Here is an 18,804-nt window from a genome sequence, read left to right as displayed (position 1 = left end):
GGACAGCGTTATTTTATTGGGAAGGGCGTGTAGCGGAAAAGAATATTATATAGCGCGTAATGCGGCAATAATATTAACGCGAATTGCGCTTAAGTCATCAATCGACACGGCCCTGAATAAGTACCCGGGCCGTGACTATTAAATTTAATAGCTTGTAATTTGCTCGTTATTATTTTGCCACCAGCGGCTGAAAGTCTGTTGGCTATTATCCATCTGCACCGTTTCACCAATTTTCGGCGTCAGTAATCGCCAGGGCTGATTCGCACTGGCGGCGGCGAGACGTTCCAGGGGCTCATTCCAGCGGTGGTGCGCCAGTTTGAATTTGCTGTTATGAGACGGCAAAACCGCTTTAGCCTGTAGGTCACTGGCGGCTTTGGCGGCGTCTTCTGGCGTCATATGGATAAATGGCCACTGTGCGTCGTACTGCCCGCACTCCAGAACCGCAAGGTCAAACCCGCCGAATCTGGCAGCGATATCTTTGAAATGTCGGCCATAGCCGCTGTCGCCGCCGAAGTAGATCCGCTGATTTGGCGTAATAATCCCGTATGAAGCCCACAGCGTCTGGTTGCGCTTAAAGAAGCGGCCCGAGAAATGCTGGGCAGGCAGAATATGGATCTCCAGCCCGTCGGTTTTCATTGCGCTGTTCCAGCCGCCCTCGAATATTTTCGTTTTCGGGAAACCCCATTTTTCAAAATAGGAGCCGACGCCGGTAGGCGTAATAATCTGGCCGATTTTATCGCGCAGGGCGTTAATGGTCGGATAATCCAGATGGTCCCAGTGATCGTGGGTTATTAACAGATAGTCGACGGGCGGAATATCCTCGGCGCGATAAATATTGCTGCCGCTAAATGCCACGTTAGTGCGCGGGATCGGCGAAGCGTAATCGCTGAAAACCGGATCGATAAGATAATTTTTGCCGTCGAGGCGCAGGAAATAGCTGGAGTGCCCCATCCACACCACGGCATTTTCTTTTAGCTGGTGCAGGTTGGTTTTTTGCGACGGCAGCACGCCGTCCGGCTGAGCGCCTTCGTCTTTACCGAATAAAAAGCGATACCACAGGATTAACCGGCTCTGGGTGCGGGTCACCGGCGGCGGATCTTCGGCATTGAAGAATTGCCCGTCGCGGTATAGCGGGTTATCCGCCTGCGGCGCAACCACGGGCGAGGCGTACTGCGGCTGCTGAAGCCAGGCGAAAATGAACAGCGTTAAAAGAGCGATGATGATAATCAAATAGCGGATCCCACGTTTAAGTTTTGAAGCTGTTGTTATTGAGGTCATTGAGGCCATTGAGGCATGTGCTCCGGGGTAAATAGGCGATACGCTGGCACGTTGGATAAGGGTACTACAATCGGGCTGGCGCGGGGGGAGGATGGCACGAAGTGGCAAGATGTCTTTTGTTGTGGTCGGTGGCGTTGTTCCGGTTGGTGGAAGGGTTCCGTTCGGTGGAAGGGTTCCGTTCGGTGGCGTTGTTCCGTTCGCCAGGCGTTCGTGGCTCAACGTGACTCCGTAGTACGCGAACGGGCAAAGGGGGATTCCGCATCCCCCTTTGCAATCCCCGCTCCCGGCCAGCAAAATCGCCGCTACGCGGTTCCCTCGGCTCCATCTCCTCGCTTCAGGTCGGTCGTGATGCTACATCCTGTAGCTCACGACCTCAGCCCCGCATCCCTGCGGGTCTGACCTGGCTCGTCAATTACGCCTCGGCGATTTTGATGCCGGACCAACACCCCCAACTTTGAGATTTTTATTTTTTACTGAGCAGACTTTGTCGCTGTCAGTCCTTTTCATACTATTAGCGACACACTGGTTACATTAAAAACCTGAACGTATCGCGGGGGTTTTCACTCCCCATCGAAATCGCCGAGGCGTTCGCGGGAGGCCGGGGCAAGCCGCAGGGATGCGGCTTGAGGGCGAGAAAGGCAGGATGCCGTATCTCGCCCGACCCGGAGCCGGACGCGATAAGCCGAGGGTACCGCGAAGCGGCGATTTCGCTCGGGGGAGCCGGGGGTGTCGGGGGCGCGGCGGCGAGCGCCCCTGACACGTTCGCGTGCTACGGTGCCAGAGACTGACTCGAAAGCCCAGGCGAACGGAACAATTCCACCGAACGGAACAATTCCACCGAACGGAACAATTCCACTAAACAAACTACACCTACTTTTGCGTTTGAATAAACGCCGCCAGCCCCCTAATCTCCTCATCGGTGAGCTTCGCCTTCGCCCGCGCCGCCGCGCTATTCCCCCCGCCGTCGCGGATCGCCGTCATCCCCTCCACCGCCTGCTGCTCGCTGAGCGTAATCAGCGGCGGCGCTTTGTTAAACGCCGTTTTATCCGCCTTGCGCCCGTGGCAGCTCGAACAGTCGCGCTGAAACTGCCGGGCATAATCCTCCGCCCCGGCAACGCTGGCTGACACGGCCAGCAGACCACACACTATCAGCATCCGAAGCGTCATCACCCTTCCCCCGCCAGTTTACGGAAGGTTGCCGTCAGCGCCTGCTCATTGCGCGCGCCCTGATGCATATCAATCACCCGGCCTTTCGCGTCAATCAAAAACGAGGTCGGCGTGCCGATCACCTGATAACGCTCCTGGGTGATTTTCATCTGGTCGCGCACCACCGGGTAGCTAATGTGGTGCTGCGCCAGCAGCGGCGCGATATCCACCGCGTCGTTATCGGTATTCACCGCCACTACCACCAGCTTATCGCCCCACTGCTGGCTGAGTTTTTCCAGCGTATGCATCTCCGCCAGGCAGCCGCCGCAGCTGGCGGACCAGAAATTCAGATACACGCCCTTGCCCTGCCACTGTTCCAGTTTCGCCTCATGGCCCTGGCTGTCGAAGGCTGCCAGCTGCGGAGCCGGTTCGCCCAACGCCAGTTTTTCCTCTTTGCAGCCCGCCAGCGCCACCAGCAGGATGAATAACAGATTACGCCAGCGCATGGTTTCGCTCCTCGCTCAGGTATTTGCCGTGTTGCAGACGGATCACCCGGTCAGCGAACTGGCCGAGCGCCGGGTTGTGGGTCACCATCACAATGGTGCGGCCCTGGCGGTGCAGATCCTTTAACAACGCCAGCACCCGGCTTTCGTTTTCTTCGTCGAGGTTGCCGGTAGGCTCATCGGCAAAAATCACCGGCGGTTCGTTGACCAGCGCCCTGGCGATGCACACCCGCTGCTGCTCCCCGCCGGAAAGCTGGCTCGGCAGGTGCGTCATACGGTGCTCCATACCGACCTGCGCCAGCACCGCTTTAGCGGCATTTTCATCCACCACGCTGTGGTAGTGCTGCGCCAGCATTACGTTTTCCAGCGCGGTGAGAAAGGGGATCAGGTGGAACTGCTGGAACACCAGGCCGATTTTCTCGGCGCGAAAGCGGCGGCGGCCCTCTTCGTCCAGCCCGGCGGCGTCGGTGCCGTCGAGAAACACCTGCCCGTCGCTCACCGTATCCAGACAGGTAAGAATGTTCATCAGCGTGGTTTTCCCCGAGCCGGACGCGCCCATAATCGCCACAAACTCGCCACGCGCGATGCGCAGGTTGATGTCGTCCAGCGCGGTTACCTCGCCGAAGCGTTTATACAGATGGCGGGTTTCAATCACCGCCTGCGGAATGCGCGATACTGACATAGCGCTACTCTCCTTTGAGAACTTTTGCCGGTTCGACGCTCACCGCGCGGCGCACCGGGACAATGGCCGCCGCAGCGGCGACCAGAAGCGATAAAATTAAGGTGATCGGCAGCACCGGCAGGCGCAGCGCGATGGTGGCGTTGAACACCGTCATGCCCAGCAGTTGGGCCAGCAAATAGCCCAGCACCCAGCCGCAGGCCACCGCCGCCAGGGCAATCAGCCCGGTTTCTGCCAGCATCTGGCGGATGATGTCCCGGTGAGTTGCGCCGAGCGCTTTTTGCAGGGCGAACTCTTTGGCCCGTTCGCCGACTATCGCCATCAGCGTGGTATTCACGCACAGCGACGACAGCGCGAGGATCACAATCGAGACCAGCCCCATCAGCCCTTTGATTTTGTCCAGCACCTGGCCTTCCGACGCCGAGACTTTGCGGATCGGGCGGATATCAAGCTGCGGATACTGTTTTTGCAGCGTGTCGGCGTACTGGTCTACCTGGCCGAGATCGTTATTCACGCTGAGCAGCGCATGGTTGAGTTCGCCGGTTTTGTGCAGCAGGGTTTGCGCCAGGTCGATGTTGACGATCAGCATGTTGTCGGTGGCGTCGCCCGCCTCCACCAGCCCTTTGATACGCAGCTTTTTCTTGCCGTCGTCGGTAATCACGGTGACGCTGTCACCCACTTTCAGATTGAGCCGCCCGGCCAGTTTAACGCCCGCCATGGCGTTGCGATCGTCAAAGTTGACGCCCACCCAGTCGCCGGTCACCTGCCAGTACGGAGACAGCTTCGGCATCGATTCGAACCACACGCCCATCACCACCACTTTTTCCAGCTCGGTGCGGGCCATGCCGTAGAGCATCGGGCTGGCGGCGTTAATCAGGCCCGGCGGCGCGTCGTCGATAATCGGCTGTAGCTCGCGCTGATCCATGCTTTTGCCGTGGCCGGGGCCGATATAAAAGTTGGCCCCAAAGGTGCGCAGCTCTTCACTCATTTTGGCGTTGATATCGAACCAGACCGCCGACAGCGCCGTGACAATCGCCGCGCCGACGGTGAGCGCCGCGAACACTACGCTGACGCGCTGCATCCGCAGGCGCAGCGCGCGCCACACCAGCAGCCACAGCATGGAATGCTTACCGCCCATACAGCACCTCCACCGGGTAGAGCCGCGCAATGCGCCGCGCCGGGAACCAGGTGCCGATCAGCGCAATCAGCACCGCCACCACCAGCACGCACGGCACCACTACCCAGGCAAAATTCAACGGCGCGTCAAACAGCATCAGGCCGATGGACTTCGCCAGCCCCCAGCCCGCCACGCAACCCGCCGCGCCGCCCAGTAGTCCGCTACTCGCCGCTTCGAGATAAAACAGCAGCATGATTTGCCACTGGCGTGCGCCGAGGGCTTTCATCAGGCCGATCTCTTTGGCGCGCTCCATAATGGTGCTGGTCATCAGCGAGGCGATGCCCATCGCTGCCGCCACCAGCGCCGCCAGGGTGACCACCGCCAGCAGCAACTGGATCTTATCGATCACCACCCCTTCCGAGGCCGCCACCTGCCAGATCGGACGCACCACCGAGCCGGAAATCGCCTCTTCAAGCTGATGGGCAATCGACGAGACAAACGCGGTGCAGTACCACAGGTCGTACTCTTCGGCATTCAGGGCGTCGAGGTTTTCCCTGGCGCGGCGCGACAGTTCGTTTTCCGGCACGGTCAGCGCCGAGACGCGGATTGCCTGCACTTTGCCCGGCAACCCCAGCAGCGTTTGCGCGATGCTCAGCGGCATCACCAACTGGTTGTCTTCATCGCCGCCGCTGGCCAGAATCCCGCTAACGGTGACGGTTTGCGCAGTTTTCTCGCCCTGTAATGTCAGCACATCCCCCGCTTTCAGTGCGAGGCGCTTCGCCAAAGACTGCCCGACCAGCGTTTGCGGCTGCCCGGCCACTGGCTCCTGCGGCCACGCGCCGGTCACTTGCCAGTACGGGCTCACCGCCTGCTGGCCGATGCGGTAATCCTCTTCGTCCGGCACGTCCACCGGCTGGTTGAAGAAGGTGCCGAGAATATTCACCGGCTTACCGTTGAGCATCACCTCGCCGCCCAACAGCGGGGCGAAGCCGACGATGTTATTGCGCCAGAAGATGTCTTTGATGTTCGGCAGCTCTTTCTCATCGAGAAAATCCTGGCCGGAAAGCGGATTGCTCTGCTCGCTAAACAGCGCAGGCAGCGCCGCCTGCCCCGCCGGTTCGATCAGGATATTCGCGCCGTAGGATTTCAGCTCCCGCGACATTTTGTCGCCGATATCAATCGACACCGCCAGCAGCGCGGAAATCAGCCCGGAGGCCAGGAACACCGTCAACACCGCCAGCAGTTTCCGGCGCAGATTTCGTCCCCAGGTCTGACGCAGCATTCGCCACAGCATGGTTACTCCTCCTTCTCGCCCGGCACGAACTGCTCCGGCGCGTCGCGAAAGCGGTTGTAGTTGGCTTCGGAGGCAAAGAACCAGGTTTTGCCGCCGTAGCTGAATTTGTATTCGGCTTTGTCGTTGGTCAGGGTCGCGCCGTTCACCGGATCGGTGACTTTCATGCTGATCACGGTGGAGAAATAGTTCACGCCCGCTTCCAGCGACGCTTTGGTCAACGTCAGCTCTTTGTCGTCGCTCTGCCAGTCCTCAATCGGCACCGGGTTGCAGCCGCCCGCTTTGCCGATAGACGGGATAAAAATATGCACCCCGCAGGCCACGCAGATCACCTGGTTGCCCTCCATCACATAACCCTGGTCGCCGCACAGCAGGCAGGCGTCGAACACCACGCCGAGGCGCAATTTGTCCGGATAGCGGTTGATCACGAAGAAGCGCACCGCTTTGCCGTCGTCGGCCACCCAGACAAAGCGATGCAGTTTGCCATCGCGCACCTGCTCGATGGGAATATGCACTTTGCCGTCTTTTTCCAGCAGCACCGGTTTGGCCTCGGAGAGGCGCGGCGGCTGCGAGGCGACCTGATCCCAGTACAGTTGCCCGGCGGCGATCAGCACTGCGGCGCATCCGGCGGTGAGCAACAAGCGGCGCGCGCCCAGATAGCGGGCGCTGGCGAGGCGATGCGGGATCGGTTCGCGGGTTTGCGCCATGGTTTTACGGCGGCGCTGTAGCTCCGGCAGCCAGCAGGCCGCCAGCACCAGCAGCAGCGCGGCACCCGCCCAGTTAAACCACGGGGCGTTATTGGTAACGCGGGAAACAAAGCTCAGCAGCGCTTTGGTCAGCGGTAGTACCTGCAGTTTCATCAACAGCAGCAGCAAATCGCCCACCAGCGGCACCAGCAGCAGTACGGTGACGGCGATAACGGTCGGCCACTGGGCGCGCGGCATCCGGCGCAGCAGCATGGCGCACAGCACCGCCGCCAGCGCCAGCAGCGCGAATGCACCAACCAGCGCGGTGATATTGAGCAGCAAATCAGTATTGAGTACATGGGTGGTGGTAACCGCGCCGAGATTCGGGTCCTGCACCCAGTGGCGGGCCGCGCCGAAAATCAGCACGCCCTGCCAGAGGTAACCGAGACGCGAGGAAGGATGACGCCAGGTTAACAAAAATAGCAGCAGCACCGCGATTTCCACGCCGGTGAGCGTCAGCTGGAGCGTTTGATTCGCCGGCAGCTGCCGTCCCAGCCAGCCGCCCAGCGCCAGGGCAAGCAGGCTTACCCACACCAGCGGACGCAGCGTCGCCGCCCGCCGCACCCAATTCACCCCGCACAGCAGCGCAATACACAAAAACGCCTGCAGGGTCGTGACAAAAAAGTAACTCATAACGTCAACTCAATGCGCTCAAAACCGCCGTAGCGTAAAACCAGAAAAGGGCGGCGGCATAGCCGACACCCTGGTCACATCCTTTTGCCTCTTGTGCGATGGCGGCGATCAGTTCAGCCCGACGTATTTAAATTCGTAGCTGACGTCAAACGGCTTCCACCAGCGGCCTACGCCGGTTTCACCATCGGTATGGCGATGCATGCCCGCTTTTGACGGCGGATCGATGTGGTAGGTGACTTTGTAGTTGCCGACGCCCATCATTTTAATGTTCGCGCCGTAGTGCGGGCCGTCGCTCGCCACCATCGGCATGAAGGTGCCTTCCTGTTTCGCGCCGGTATCGGTGTTCACCAGGGTGTAATTGATGGTCAGGAACGGGATCCACTCGCCCGCGCCGAAGCCGTTTTTGTTGCCTTCCACCGCGTGGATATCCGCTTCAAGATGAATATCCGCTTTGGCGGCCGGCAGGCCCATGCCGCGCGGCTCCATGTCGATCGGCTGGAGGTAAACCGCCGCCAGCTCCATTTCGTTCATGGTGACAGGCTCGCCCGCCGGGTACTCTTTAAAGGCAAACGCCGCAGGTGCGGTAAAAATCCCGGCGATCACGGCACTGGCAATCAGGCTCTTCTTGATGGTCATCAGACTTATCCTCTCGTCTCAAAGAAAAATTCAGTTAAGGTTTGCTTTTAATAATGTCTGGCCCGGATACCGTCGCCCCGCGCCGTTGCATCACCCACAGGGCGATCAGCGCGGCGACCAGTAAAGCGGCCTGCGGCAGTAAGGTTTCAACATAGGGATAGATGCCGAGCCAGCCGATTTCCGGCATGCCTGGCAATAACGTGGGCTGGAACAGCTTGCCCTCGATCAGCTCCAGTACCCCTTTCCCGGCGAAGACAAACGCCATCAGGTACATAAAGCTGCCGGTAAACATAAAGAACGGCTTGAGCGGCAGTTTGACCACCGAGTAGCGCATCACCAGCCAGGCCACCAGCAGCACCACGCAGCCGATGGCGAAACCGGCAACAATCGCCAGGTGGCCGGAAACGTTGCTGGCGTCGCCCACCAGCGCGTAGTAGAACAGCACGGTTTCCGCGCCTTCCCGGTAAACCGCCAGGAAGCTGGTCATCCACAGGCCAATCAGCGAGCCGCGGCTCAGGGAGTGTGAGAGTTTGCCCTCCAGCCAGGCTTTCCAGTGGCGGGCTTCCACTTTGGAAAGCAGCCAGTAGCTCATGGAGAACAGCATAAACACCGCGATCAGCATGGTGATGCCTTCGAGCAGTTCGCGGCTGGCTCCGGAGTTGGTAAACACCGCCTGGAAGATCGCTGCGGTGATCACGCTGCACACCAGCGCCACTACTACCGACTGGCGGATCAGCGGCAGTTTGTCCTGATGGTTGTTTTTCACCATATAGGCCACGATGGCGGCCACGATCAGCAGCGCTTCCAGACCTTCACGCACGATGATCATCAGGCTGTACAGCAGCAGGCTCCACTGGGTTTGCTCACCTTCGCCAAGCAGAGAAACCGCTTTCGCCAGATCCTGCTCCAGCGCCTGCGCTTCGGCATTCAGCGCCGCTTCCGGCTGGCCGGCTTTCATCAGGCTGACCAGGCGGGTGAAATGGCCTTCGAGCTGGGTTTTAAAGGCGGCGTCACGGGAGCCGACTTTGTTCTCCATGCCGCTGGCTTCGAACAGGTCGAAATAGGTGTCCTGAACCGCCATCATGCCGTCCTGGACGTTGCCGTCCTGATAAACCGCAATGGCTTTTTTCAGGCTGCTGTTGATGCTGGCGGAAACGTTACCCCAGTCGGCCTGGGCGGCGGTATCGGCTTTGGCGGGCGCATCGCCGCTTTGCGGCGCGCTCACGGCCTGGGTATCGCGGGTAGTGGGCAGGCCCGGCAGCACGTCCTCGATATCCTGTAACAGCGTGGTGACGCCATAAGCGACATCGTTAAGATTGTCCGGTTTGGCGGTCAGGGCGATAAGCGTGGTGAACTGCTGATTAATCGCCGCGGCCTGCTGGGCGGAGCGGTTCTTGCGCACCGACATTTCCATTTCTGAGTTTTTGAAACCCTGATAATGGGCCTGCTGCACGCTCTGGCTGGCTGCCGTGAATTGCCCTTCCTGATACTGGGTCACCGCCTGGGCCAGCAGATCGTCGATGGTCTGGAAACTTTGCTGCCAGTAGTGGGCGATTTCCCCGTTGCTGTACGCGCCGTGCTGCTCTTCCGCCACCAGCTTGTGGCCGCCGTCCAGCACCGGCTCAACCTGGTCCAGCTCGTTCTTCAGCCAGTCAATTTTGCCCTGCACCTCGGTCACGGATTTGCCTTCGCCGATCATTTTGCGAATTTCGCCGAAGGTGCTCTCCATCTGGTAGCTTTTCTGGGCAGAAATATTAATGCGGATCGGGCCTTCGAGATTTTCGAACACTTCGAAGTAAGCCATCTGCACTTCGCGGCGGGCTTCATTGACCTGTTGCTGCTGGTACAGCGTGGCGGTTTTATCGAGGCGAGTTTTAATGTCGTTGATATAAGGGGAATAATCGGTGGCTGCCCACGCCAGTGAACTCACCAACAAGCAGCAAACGGCAAGGAAGAATGAACGCATGTTGAACACGGTACGCCCTGATAATCTAAATAATATTCATTATCATTACCTGTTTTGTCAGGTTTTGTACATGATAAAGATCATATAAGTGACAATTATTGACGTTACCTTTCAAAAACTGCGATGAATGACTCCATTTCGCCTGAATTTTGTGCTACCCGGCGAATTTTGCTCCGTCCCGCCCTTTACGTGACACCAATCCCACATTCCAGCTATTGAATTCAGGAATTGATATTTCATTTTCAAATCTTCGCAACGTTATGCTCTCAAAACGTTAACAAAAACGTCTGCGAATATGATGGAGATGAATAATGACAAGACAAATTAAACTCGGCGCATTTCTTCCTGGCGGCGGCCAGCATGTGGCAGCCTGGCGTCATCCCGATCAGCCCGCTGACGGTGCAACCAGTTTCGAATTTCACAAACAGCTGGCGTTGACTGCCGAACGCGGCCTGTTTGACGCTTACTTCCTCGCCGACGGACTGGCGGTCCCGGCTAAAGGCGGCACCGAAGGCGGCCGCGCCAAAATCGCCGGGTTCGAACCGGTGACGCTGTTTTCCGCACTGGCACCGTTAACCAAAAACATCGGTTTTATCGCCACCGCCTCCACCACTTACGAAGAGCCGTACAACACGGCGCGTAAATTCGCCTCGCTGGATTTGATTTCCCAGGGCCGCGCGGGCTGGAATGTGGTGACGACCGCCACCGAAGCGGCGGCGGTGAACTTTAACCTCTACCAACAGCATCCGCATGATTACCGCTACGAGCGCGCCCAGGAGCACGTTGAAGTGGTGAAGAAACTGTGGGACAGCTTTGAAGACGACACCTTTATTCGCGATAAAGCCTCCGGGCAGTTTATCGACCCGGACAAAGTGCACACCGCCGATCACGTCGGGAAGCACTTCAAGGTGAAAGGGCCGCTCAACGTACCGCGTTCGCAGCAGGGGCATCCGGTGATTGTCCAGGCCGGGCAATCGGATAACGGGCGGGAACTGGCTGCCGCCACCGCCGAGGTGATTTTCACCTCCCACCAGCATATTTCCACCGCCCAGGAGTTCTACCGCGATATTAAAAACCGCGCCAGAGCGCTGGGCCGCCGCCCGGAACATATTCTGGTGATGCCCGGCGTCGCGCCGTTTGTGGGCCGCACCGAAGAAGAAGCCCAGGAAAAATATCGCGCATTGACCTCATTAATCGTCGAGGAAGACGGGCTGGCGCTGCTTAACGGCCTGACCGGCGGCACCCTGAACTTCGCCGATTACGATCTTGACGGCCCATTGCCGCCGCTGCCGGCCACCGAAGGGATGAAATCGCGCCAGGCGCTGATCCGCCAGATCGCCGACGAGCACCAGTTCACCATCCGCGAACTGTATCAGTGGATCGCCACCGCGCGCGGCCACTTCACCATCGTTGGCACCGCTGAACAGGTAGCCGATACCCTGCAGGAGTGGTTCGAAAACGAAGCCGCCGATGGGTTCAACATTCTGCCGCCATACCTGCCGGGCGCGCTGAACGACTTTATCGACCTGGTGATCCCGGAGCTGCAACAGCGCGGCCTGTTCCGCACCGCCTATGAAGGCACCACCCTGCGCGAAAACTTAGGCTTACCGTACCCGGAAAACCGTTATTCCATTCTCCGCAACAGCAAAGTGGCATGAGGGGTTCACGATGACTGATTTCAGCAAAGTATGGGTGCGCCCACGGGCGCGCGGCCCCGGCGTCAGGCTGGCGATCTCCGGGAAATGGCGCAAGCGCGCGCTGGCATTCAGCGCTGATTACGGCCTGCTGGTATTTTTCTTCGCGGGCTGGCAAATCGCCAGTACCCAGGGGTGGCTGAACCCGGCGGTGATCCCGCCGCTGGATAAGGTGTTTTATGCCCTGTGGAACGGTATCAGCTCCGGCGCGCTGCTGGACGATATCACCATCAGCCTGCAACGCGCCGGTCTGGCGTTCTTCTCGGCAGTGATTATAGGTATTCCGCTCGGGTTGTTTATGGGGCAAATCCGCCCGCTGGAGCGCGCGCTGGATCCGCTGTTGCAGCTGTTCCGCCAGACCTCGGCGCTGGCGCTGTATCCGGTGTTTATCCTGCTGTTCGGGCTGGGCGAAAGCTCCAAAGTGTTCGTGATTTTCTGGGCCGCCCTGTTCCCGGTACTGCTGGCCACCATCAGCGGCGTGAAAGAGGTGGATCCGAAGCTGCTGGAAATGGCGAAAACCTTCGGCGCGCGCCGCTTAACGGTGTTCCGCCGGGTGATTGTGCCCGCGTCGGTGCCGTCGATTTTCGTCGGTCTGCGTCTCTCTGCCACCACCGCCCTGCTGCTGCTGATTGCCGCCGAGATGATTGGCGCGAATAAAGGCATCGGTTTCCAGGTGATGAATGCGCAATACAACTTCCAGATCCCGGTGATGTTCGCCGCCATTTTCCTGCTCGCATTGCTGGGGCTGATGGCGAACCGCATCCTGGTTACCCTGCAACGCCGTCTGTGTCGCTGGAATACGCATAACCATTAAATAGCCGTTCACTTTTCGTACTTTGATTGACTTATTTGGGAAGTTAAAAATGAAAAAACGCATCGCCTTATTTGCCGCATTCGCCTTTGCCAGCCTGAGTTTTACGTCGCTTGCCCAGGCGCAGGACAACGTCACGTTACGTTATCTGGCCAGCTACGGTGGCATCTCCGCCCATGAACTGGCCGACGCGCTGGGTTATTTCAAAGGCACCGGTGTGTCGATTGAAAACAAAGGCTATGCCAGCGGCGGCCCGGAATCGTTATTCGCGCTGGCCTCCGGCAGCGTGGATATCGGCTCCGCCGCCACCCCGGCGGTGCTGAACTCCATCGCCAGCGGCAATAAGTTCGTGGCCGCCTACCCCACCAACGGCATCGATAACACCACAAAGTCAATCTTCTATGTGCGGGAAGACAGCCCGATCAAGACCGTGAAAGATCTGGCCGGTAAATCCGTCGCCATCAATACCCTGGGCGCGCATCTGGATTACACCCTGCGCGAAGCGTTACGCCAGGCGGGTTTACCGCAAAACGCCGCTAAGCCGGTGGCGGTCCCCGGCCCGCAGCTTGAGCAGGTGCTGCGTTCCGGGCAGGTGGATGTGGCCGCGTTCGGCTACTGGCAAACCACCTTTGAAGGCGTGGCCCGCAGCCACGGCGGCCTGCGACCGGTGTTTAACGATACCGCAGTGTTAGGCGAGATCGCGGGCGGCTTTACCGTGCTGCGCGAAGATTTCGTGCAGGAGCACCCGGAAGCGGCGAAAACCTTTGTGCAGCAGTCGGCCCGCGCGCTGGACTATGCCCGCGAGCATCCTGAAGAAGTGCGCGTCATCCTGGCGAAAGCCCTGAAAGAGCGCGGTGAAAACCCGGAAGTGGCTCAGTACTTTACCGGCTACGGGGTGCGTCCTGGCGGCAAAGCGGAAGACCGCGATGTGCAGTACTGGATCGATATCCTGGAGCGCGACGGCGCGCTGGGTAAAGGCCAGCTCCAGGTGACTAACGTTCTGTTTAAAGCGCAATGAGGTGAATGATGACCACAGCAACCGATATCCGCCGCGGTGAAGTCTCCGTACAGCGCGTGCATAAATCGTTTTCCCTGAACGGCGAGCAGTTTGATGTGTTCCGCGATTTGAATCTGCATATCAGCGCCGGGCAAAGCATCGCCATCGTCGGGCCGAGCGGCTGTGGTAAAACCACCCTGCTGCGCATCCTGGCCGGGCTGGAGGAGCCGAATGCCGGGGATGTGTTGATTGACGGCAACGCGGTCCACGGCCTGAGCCGCGAACGGGCGGTGATTTTTCAGGAGCCGCGCCTGTTGCCCTGGCTGTCGGTGCTGGATAACGTCAGCTTTGGCCTCGATGTCCAGGGCGTCTCTAAGCGTGAAGCCCAGCAGCGCGCCCGCAAGGCGCTGGCGCTGGTGGGACTGAGCGAATTTGAAAAAGCCTGGCCGCGCCAGTTGTCTGGCGGGATGGCCCAGCGCGTGGGCATCGCCAGGGCATTGACCGTGCAGCCGGAAATTCTGCTGCTGGATGAGCCGCTGGGCGCGCTGGATGCGATGACCAAAATCACCATGCAGGAGGAGCTGGCGCGCATCTGGGCGGAGGAGAGCGTCACCATGATTCTGGTGACCCACGATCTGGAAGAAGCCATCTATCTGGCGGACCGGGTGCTGGTACTGCCGAAGCATAAAGGCGGGGAAATCCGCTTTATCGACGTCACCCTGCCCCGCCCGCGCCTGCGCAGCCAGAGCGAGTTTGTGGCCCTGCGCCAGCAACTGATGGCCGAGTTTGGTTTACACTAAGCCGCTGTATTTCCATGACTTACCGCGCCCAGGCTCACGCCGGGGCGTTTTTTTTGCCGGATTGCCAGCGAATTCGGCTGTAAACCTCAGATTTATCACATCAGATATCTCGCTTCGCCAATATTCGTCTAAGGTTTTTCTATGGTTGTTTTCAGCCCCTGCGCTGAACGCCCGACGATGGAGAATCATTGATGACAAAATCAGCTATGCGCCAACCCCGTACCCTGTTGTTCGCTATTCAGATTGCGCTGGGCAGCGCTTTTTTACTCTTCGGCCCGCAGACCGCGCTGGCGGAAGATCAACCCAAAGCCGCCGTGCAGCCGCCCGATGTGCTGTTAGGCCCGCTGTTTACCGATGTGCAAAGCGCCAAACTGTTCCCCGATCAGAAAACCTTTGCCGATGCGGTGCCAAAAAGCGACCCGTATATGATCCTCGCGGATTACCGGATGCAGCGTAACCAGTCGGGTTTCGATTTGCGCCACTTTGTGAACCTCAATTTCGACCTGCCAAAAGCGGGCGAGAAATACGTGCCGCCTGCCGGGCAAAGCCTGCGCGAGCATATCGACGGGCTGTGGCCGGTGCTGACGCGCACTACCGATAAGGCCGCGAAATGGGATTCACTGCTGCCGCTGCCGGAGTCCTATGTGGTGCCGGGCGGGCGCTTCCGCGAGGTCTATTACTGGGACAGCTATTTCACCATGCTGGGCCTGGCGGAGAGCGGCCACTGGGACAAAATTGAGGATATGGTGAAGAACTTCGCGTATGAGATCGACACCTGGGGCCATATCCCCAACGGCAACCGCAGCTACTATCTGAGCCGTTCTCAGCCGCCGTTTTTCTCGCTGATGGTCGAGCTGCTGGCGACCCACGATAAATCCGCACTGCAAACCTTCCAGCCGCAGTTGACCAAAGAGTATCAGTACTGGATGGAAGGCGGCGACAGCCTTGCGCCGGGCAACGCCAGCAAGCGGGTAGTCAAACTGGAAAACGGCGCGCTGCTTAACCGCTACTGGGACGACCGCGACACGCCGCGCACCGAATCCTGGCTCGACGATGTGACCACCGCGAAGAACAATCCGGATCGCCCGGCAACCGAGATTTACCGCGATTTGCGCGCGGGCGCGGCCTCCGGCTGGGACTTTAGCTCGCGCTGGATGGATAACCCACAACAGTTAGGCTCGATCCATACCACTTCAATTATCCCGGTGGATCTGAACGCCCTGATGTATCAGCTGGAAAAAACGCTCTCGCACGCCAGCAAAGCGGCGGGCGATGAGGCGGGCGCGGCGCGCTATGACAAACTCGCCAGCCAGCGTCAGCAGGCGATGGAATCGACCCTGTGGAACGACAAACAGGGCTGGTACGCCGATTACGATCTGCGTCGTAAAGCGGTACGCGATCAGCTTACCGCCGCCGCGCTGTTCCCGCTGTTTGTTAACGCAGCCGCCCAGGATCGCGCTGATAAAGTGGCGACCGCCACCCAGTCGCAATTGTTGAAGCCGGGCGGCGTGGTGACCACCACCGTAAACACCGGCCAGCAATGGGATGCGCCGAACGGCTGGGCACCGTTGCAGTGGGTCGCCGCCGTGGGGCTGGAGAATTACGGTCACAAGGATCTGTCGATGGAAGTGACCTGGCGGTTCCTGACTAACGTCCAGCACACCTATGACCGGGAGAAGAAGCTGGTGGAGAAATATGATGTGTCCAGCACCGGGACCGGTGGCGGCGGCGGGGAATACCCGTTGCAGGATGGGTTCGGGTGGACTAATGGGGTGACGCTGATGATGCTGGATAAGCTGTGTGCGGCGCAGAAGCCATGTGATAGTGTGCCGCAGACGCGGCCGGGGGCGGGTTCGTCGGCTCCGGGGGGTTCGAATTCGGGATCGGAACCGGTGAAGGTGGCGGAGCCTGAGGCGGCGAACGTACAGTGAGATTGTTCTTTTTGGGGTCGCTCGGTGGCGTTGTTCCGTTCGCCAGGCGTTCGTGGCTCAACGTGACTCCGTAGTACGCGAACGGGCAAAGGGGGATTCCGCATCCCCCTTTGCAATCCCCGCTCCCGGCCAGCAAAATCGCCGCTGCGCGGTTCCCTCGGCTCCATCTCCTCGCTTCAGGTCGGTCGGGATACGGCATCCTGCCTTTCCCGACCTCAGGCCCGCATCCCTGCGGGCCTGACCTGGCTCGTCAATTACGCCTCGGCGATTTTGATGCCGGACTCAACTGCCCCAACTTTGAGATTTTTATTTTTTACTGGGCTGTCATTGTCGCTGTGAGTTTTATTTTAAAACTGTCAGCGACATATTGGTTTCATGGAAAACCTGAACGTATTACGGGGGTTTTCACTCCCCATCGAAATCGCCGAGGCGTTCGCGGGAGGCCGGGGCTGGCGGCAGGGATGCCGCCAGAGGGTGCGAGCTACAGGATGTAGCATCGCACCCGACCCGAAGCCGGACGCGATAAGCCGAGGGGACCGCGCAGCGGCGATTTCGCTCGGGGGAGCCGGGGGTGCCGGGGGCGCGGCGGCGAGCGCCCCTGACACGTTCGCGTACACTGGCGCCAGAGACTAACTCGAAAGCCCAGGCGAACGGAACAATTCCACCGAACGGAACAATTCCACCAAGCCCCCATAAAAAACGGCCCAATGGGCCGTTTTCTTATAACTCCAAATTCTTAACCCTGAAGTTAATCCCTCCGCAACATGCGGAAAATCAACAGCACCACGATGGCACCCACCACCGCGACCAGGAAACTCTGTAAGTTAAAGCCCGTAACATCTCCGCCAATGCCGAAGAATGTCGCCAGCCAACCACCCACAACCGCACCCACAATCCCGAGAACACAGGTGAGGATAAATCCGCCCCCGTCCCTACCCGGCATAATGAACTTGGCAATCACACCTGCTATCAATCCAAAAATAATCCAGGACAAAATACCCATCGTGAGGCTCCTTATTCTTCGCTGAAAAACATGACCCGCCGCAGGCGGGGTACTCTTAGTGAAAGACAGTTCAAGTATAGGCAACTTTTGAAAAAAGGTGAGGAAGGTCACACGCTTAATCGCTCTGTTGCCCATTCCCCCCTGGAATTTGTATTAAGTTTTTTGCCGCGTTGCCGATATTCTTGCCATCACTTTGTACAGAGCAGGGATCGGGGACGTGAGTACCTATAATGAGCAGTTTCTGAAACATCATCCGCTGGCCGTGTTGGGCGTTTTACGGGATTTGCACAAGAATCGCGTGCCGATCCGTATCTCCTGGGGCAGCCAGCAGTTGATCAGCCGCATTCTCGACGTTGACGCCAGCCAGTTGGTGATGGACTTCGGCAGCCAGAATCATGAAAACAAATCGGTGCAGGAAGCCAGTGATATCCAGATTTCCGCCGAAACCCAGGGCGCGAAGATTGAGTTCAATTTGCCGCAGCTGAAAGCGGGCGATTACCAGAGCCTTCCAGCCTTCATCACCCAGCTTCCCCCTTCCCTGTGGTTTGTGCAGCGTCGCGAGTATTTTCGTATTCCCGCCCCGCTTTCCCCTGTTTTTTATTGCGAAGCAACGCTGACCAGCGGCAGCGCCTTTCGTTTTCGGCTGGCGGATTTATCCCTCGGTGGGATGGGCGCGCTGGTTGACGGCCCGGTGCCCGAAGGGCTTCAGGAAGGGCAGCTGTTTTCCCAGGTTAAAATTGAGCTGGGCGAATGGGGAACGTTTCACTTCGATATGCAGCTGATCACCATTTCCGAACGCCTGACGGTGAGCAGTAAAAATGAGACGGTTGTGACGCCCCGCCTGAGCTTCCGTTTTCTTAACATCAACCCGGCGGCGGAGCGGGAGCTCCAGCGAATTATCTTCGCGCTGGAGCGTATCGCACGCGAAAAAGCCAATAAAGTCCGCTGATTACATCACGTCCATGGCCTGCTGCATTTTCCAGATATAGCGGGGGGCCTGCGGAGACGGATGATTTTTTTGCACGTGCTCGACAAATTCATCCGGGCTGAGATCGTTGATCTTATCAATCGCCTTGCGGCGATCCGACGAGAAGGTGCGCAGCAGCGCGCCTGCACCGTTGGCATACGACACCATCAGCGCGTATTGCATGGTTGTGGGGTCCTGGATGCCCTGTAGCGCGCCGTGTTCGAGAATGCTCAGGTACGCCGTTCCCATAGAAATATTGCGCTCGGGGTTTTTCAGCTCGCTGGTGGACGGCTGCCCGCTCCAGCCCATATGGCGATAGACATCGCGCCCGGAAGTGGAGGCTTTGAGCTGCATCAGGCCGACGGCGTTGGATTTACTGACCGCATTGGGATTGCCACCGGATTCAATAGCAATAATGGCGGTGATCAGCCGCGGACTGACGCCCCAGGCCGCACCGGCTTTCTCGCTGATGGGATACCACTGCATGGCGCGTTTAACCGGAACTTCAGGGTTCCAGGGTGGATTTTTATAGTCGGGAGTAGAGGAACATCCTGCCAGAAACAGGACCAGTACAATCAGCCATTTAAAATTCACGCAAACTATCCT

18 protein-coding genes are annotated in these 18,804 nt (G+C 58.8%); 7 read left to right on the top strand and 11 right to left on the bottom strand.

Annotation, left to right across the window (positions count from 1 at the left end; all coding sequences use genetic code 11):
- Positions 1 to 144 precede the first annotated feature (144 nt).
- A complete protein-coding gene (locus FND52_RS02845) occupies positions 145 to 1,278 on the bottom strand; it encodes an MBL fold metallo-hydrolase (RefSeq protein ID WP_144129833.1) in 1,134 nt (377 codons plus the stop codon).
- A gap of 101 nt (positions 1,279 to 1,379) precedes the next feature.
- On the opposite strand from FND52_RS02845, the gene FND52_RS22000 reads away from it, so the two are divergent.
- Positions 1,380 to 1,502 carry a hypothetical protein gene (locus FND52_RS22000; RefSeq protein ID WP_280114054.1) on the top strand — a complete coding sequence of 41 codons (123 nt, stop codon included), beginning with the start codon at positions 1,380 to 1,382 and terminating at the stop codon, positions 1,500 to 1,502.
- Positions 1,503 to 2,148: 646 nt separating this feature from the next.
- On the opposite strand, the gene FND52_RS02835 is transcribed toward FND52_RS22000, so the two are convergent.
- The 8 genes from FND52_RS02835 to FND52_RS02800 all read right to left on the bottom strand — a co-directional run bounded on the left by FND52_RS02835 (position 2,149) and on the right by FND52_RS02800 (position 9,995).
- The gene (locus tag FND52_RS02835; protein ID WP_244290532.1) at positions 2,149 to 2,445 is read right to left on the bottom strand and encodes a c-type cytochrome; all 297 of its coding nucleotides are present in this window, start codon (positions 2,443 to 2,445) and stop codon (positions 2,149 to 2,151) included.
- Entirely contained in the window at positions 2,445 to 2,930 is a 486-nt protein-coding gene (locus FND52_RS02830; RefSeq protein ID WP_144129237.1) for a TlpA family protein disulfide reductase, read from the bottom strand. Before FND52_RS02830 ends, FND52_RS02835 begins: the two co-directional genes overlap by 1 nt.
- Positions 2,917 to 3,609, bottom strand: coding sequence for an ABC transporter ATP-binding protein (locus tag FND52_RS02825; RefSeq protein ID WP_144129236.1), 693 nt, complete (start codon positions 3,607 to 3,609; stop codon positions 2,917 to 2,919). Before FND52_RS02825 ends, FND52_RS02830 begins: the two co-directional genes overlap by 14 nt.
- Before the next feature lie 4 nt (positions 3,610 to 3,613).
- Positions 3,614 to 4,744 (bottom strand): ABC transporter permease, encoded by a 1,131-nt coding sequence (locus FND52_RS02820; protein ID WP_144129235.1) that lies wholly within the window; start codon positions 4,742 to 4,744, stop codon positions 3,614 to 3,616.
- Positions 4,734 to 6,017 carry an ABC transporter permease gene (locus tag FND52_RS02815; RefSeq protein ID WP_144129234.1) on the bottom strand — a complete coding sequence of 428 codons (1,284 nt, stop codon included), beginning with the start codon at positions 6,015 to 6,017 and terminating at the stop codon, positions 4,734 to 4,736. The genes FND52_RS02820 and FND52_RS02815 overlap by 11 nt, the downstream gene beginning before the upstream one ends.
- A gap of 2 nt (positions 6,018 to 6,019) precedes the next feature.
- Positions 6,020 to 7,393, bottom strand: coding sequence for a Fe-S-containing protein (locus FND52_RS02810; protein ID WP_144129233.1), 1,374 nt, complete (start codon positions 7,391 to 7,393; stop codon positions 6,020 to 6,022).
- 108 nt (positions 7,394 to 7,501) lie between these two features.
- On the bottom strand, positions 7,502 to 8,029 hold the full coding sequence (locus FND52_RS02805; protein WP_125292073.1) for an iron transporter: 528 nt from the start codon (positions 8,027 to 8,029) through the stop codon (positions 7,502 to 7,504).
- 34 nt (positions 8,030 to 8,063) lie between these two features.
- A complete protein-coding gene (locus FND52_RS02800) occupies positions 8,064 to 9,995 on the bottom strand; it encodes an FTR1 family iron permease (protein WP_125292074.1) in 1,932 nt (643 codons plus the stop codon).
- 311 nt (positions 9,996 to 10,306) lie between these two features.
- Here FND52_RS02800 and FND52_RS02795 point away from each other — a divergent pair, with 311 nt between their 5' ends.
- The 5 genes from FND52_RS02795 (at position 10,307) to treA (ending at position 16,228) form a co-directional block, all read left to right on the top strand.
- The gene (locus FND52_RS02795; protein ID WP_144129232.1) at positions 10,307 to 11,653 is read left to right on the top strand and encodes an LLM class flavin-dependent oxidoreductase; all 1,347 of its coding nucleotides are present in this window, start codon (positions 10,307 to 10,309) and stop codon (positions 11,651 to 11,653) included.
- 10 nt (positions 11,654 to 11,663) lie between these two features.
- The gene (locus FND52_RS02790; protein WP_144129231.1) at positions 11,664 to 12,503 is read left to right on the top strand and encodes an ABC transporter permease; all 840 of its coding nucleotides are present in this window, start codon (positions 11,664 to 11,666) and stop codon (positions 12,501 to 12,503) included.
- A gap of 49 nt (positions 12,504 to 12,552) precedes the next feature.
- A complete protein-coding gene (locus FND52_RS02785; protein WP_125292077.1) occupies positions 12,553 to 13,518 on the top strand; it encodes an ABC transporter substrate-binding protein in 966 nt (321 codons plus the stop codon).
- Positions 13,519 to 13,523: 5 nt separating this feature from the next.
- On the top strand, positions 13,524 to 14,297 hold the full coding sequence (locus FND52_RS02780; RefSeq protein ID WP_244290531.1) for an ABC transporter ATP-binding protein: 774 nt from the start codon (positions 13,524 to 13,526) through the stop codon (positions 14,295 to 14,297).
- A 191-nt stretch (positions 14,298 to 14,488) separates the two neighbouring features.
- A complete protein-coding gene (gene treA, locus FND52_RS02775) occupies positions 14,489 to 16,228 on the top strand; it encodes an alpha,alpha-trehalase TreA (protein ID WP_167509315.1) in 1,740 nt (579 codons plus the stop codon).
- A 748-nt stretch (positions 16,229 to 16,976) separates the two neighbouring features.
- Here the strand turns inward: treA and FND52_RS02765 are convergent.
- Positions 16,977 to 17,231 carry a GlsB/YeaQ/YmgE family stress response membrane protein gene (locus tag FND52_RS02765; RefSeq protein WP_125292080.1) on the bottom strand — a complete coding sequence of 85 codons (255 nt, stop codon included), beginning with the start codon at positions 17,229 to 17,231 and terminating at the stop codon, positions 16,977 to 16,979.
- Positions 17,232 to 17,448: 217 nt separating this feature from the next.
- On the opposite strand from FND52_RS02765, the gene ycgR reads away from it, so the two are divergent.
- Positions 17,449 to 18,180, top strand: coding sequence for a flagellar brake protein YcgR (ycgR, locus tag FND52_RS02760; RefSeq protein ID WP_125292081.1), 732 nt, complete (start codon positions 17,449 to 17,451; stop codon positions 18,178 to 18,180).
- On the opposite strand, the gene emtA is transcribed toward ycgR, so the two are convergent.
- Positions 18,181 to 18,792, bottom strand: a complete 612-nt coding sequence (gene emtA / locus FND52_RS02755; protein WP_125292082.1) for a membrane-bound lytic murein transglycosylase EmtA — start codon at positions 18,790 to 18,792, stop codon at positions 18,181 to 18,183. It abuts the gene before it with no gap.
- Positions 18,793 to 18,804: the final 12 nt, after the last annotated feature.

Origin of the sequence: Atlantibacter subterraneus (genome assembly GCF_007570865.1) — a bacterium.
In the GTDB taxonomy this organism is placed as follows: domain Bacteria; phylum Pseudomonadota; class Gammaproteobacteria; order Enterobacterales; family Enterobacteriaceae; genus Atlantibacter; species Atlantibacter subterraneus.
The sequence above is the reverse complement of the archived record's forward strand: the minus strand, read 5'-3'. Positions and strand labels throughout refer to the sequence as shown.

Bases quoted from the DNA above. Each gene is read 5' to 3' on its own strand.
- FND52_RS02790 (WP_144129231.1), top strand. From the start codon at position 11,664: ATGACTGATTTCAGCAAAGTATGGGTGCGCCCACGGGCGCGCGGCCCC.
- FND52_RS02795 (WP_144129232.1), top strand. From the start codon at position 10,307: ATGACAAGACAAATTAAACTCGGCGCATTTCTTCCTGGCGGCGGCCAG.
- FND52_RS02830 (WP_144129237.1), bottom strand. From the start codon at position 2,930: ATGCGCTGGCGTAATCTGTTATTCATCCTGCTGGTGGCGCTGGCGGGC.
- FND52_RS02765 (WP_125292080.1), bottom strand. From the start codon at position 17,231: ATGGGTATTTTGTCCTGGATTATTTTTGGATTGATAGCAGGTGTGATT.
- FND52_RS02845 (WP_144129833.1), bottom strand. From the start codon at position 1,278: ATGACCTCAATAACAACAGCTTCAAAACTTAAACGTGGGATCCGCTAT.
- treA (WP_167509315.1), top strand. From the start codon at position 14,489: ATGACAAAATCAGCTATGCGCCAACCCCGTACCCTGTTGTTCGCTATT.
- FND52_RS02800 (WP_125292074.1), bottom strand. From the start codon at position 9,995: ATGCGTTCATTCTTCCTTGCCGTTTGCTGCTTGTTGGTGAGTTCACTG.
- FND52_RS02815 (WP_144129234.1), bottom strand. From the start codon at position 6,017: ATGCTGTGGCGAATGCTGCGTCAGACCTGGGGACGAAATCTGCGCCGG.
- FND52_RS02835 (WP_244290532.1), bottom strand. From the start codon at position 2,445: ATGACGCTTCGGATGCTGATAGTGTGTGGTCTGCTGGCCGTGTCAGCC.
- FND52_RS02805 (WP_125292073.1), bottom strand. From the start codon at position 8,029: ATGACCATCAAGAAGAGCCTGATTGCCAGTGCCGTGATCGCCGGGATT.
- FND52_RS02780 (WP_244290531.1), top strand. From the start codon at position 13,524: ATGATGACCACAGCAACCGATATCCGCCGCGGTGAAGTCTCCGTACAG.
- FND52_RS02820 (WP_144129235.1), bottom strand. From the start codon at position 4,744: ATGGGCGGTAAGCATTCCATGCTGTGGCTGCTGGTGTGGCGCGCGCTG.
- FND52_RS02825 (WP_144129236.1), bottom strand. From the start codon at position 3,609: ATGTCAGTATCGCGCATTCCGCAGGCGGTGATTGAAACCCGCCATCTG.
- FND52_RS02810 (WP_144129233.1), bottom strand. From the start codon at position 7,393: ATGAGTTACTTTTTTGTCACGACCCTGCAGGCGTTTTTGTGTATTGCG.
- FND52_RS02785 (WP_125292077.1), top strand. From the start codon at position 12,553: ATGAAAAAACGCATCGCCTTATTTGCCGCATTCGCCTTTGCCAGCCTG.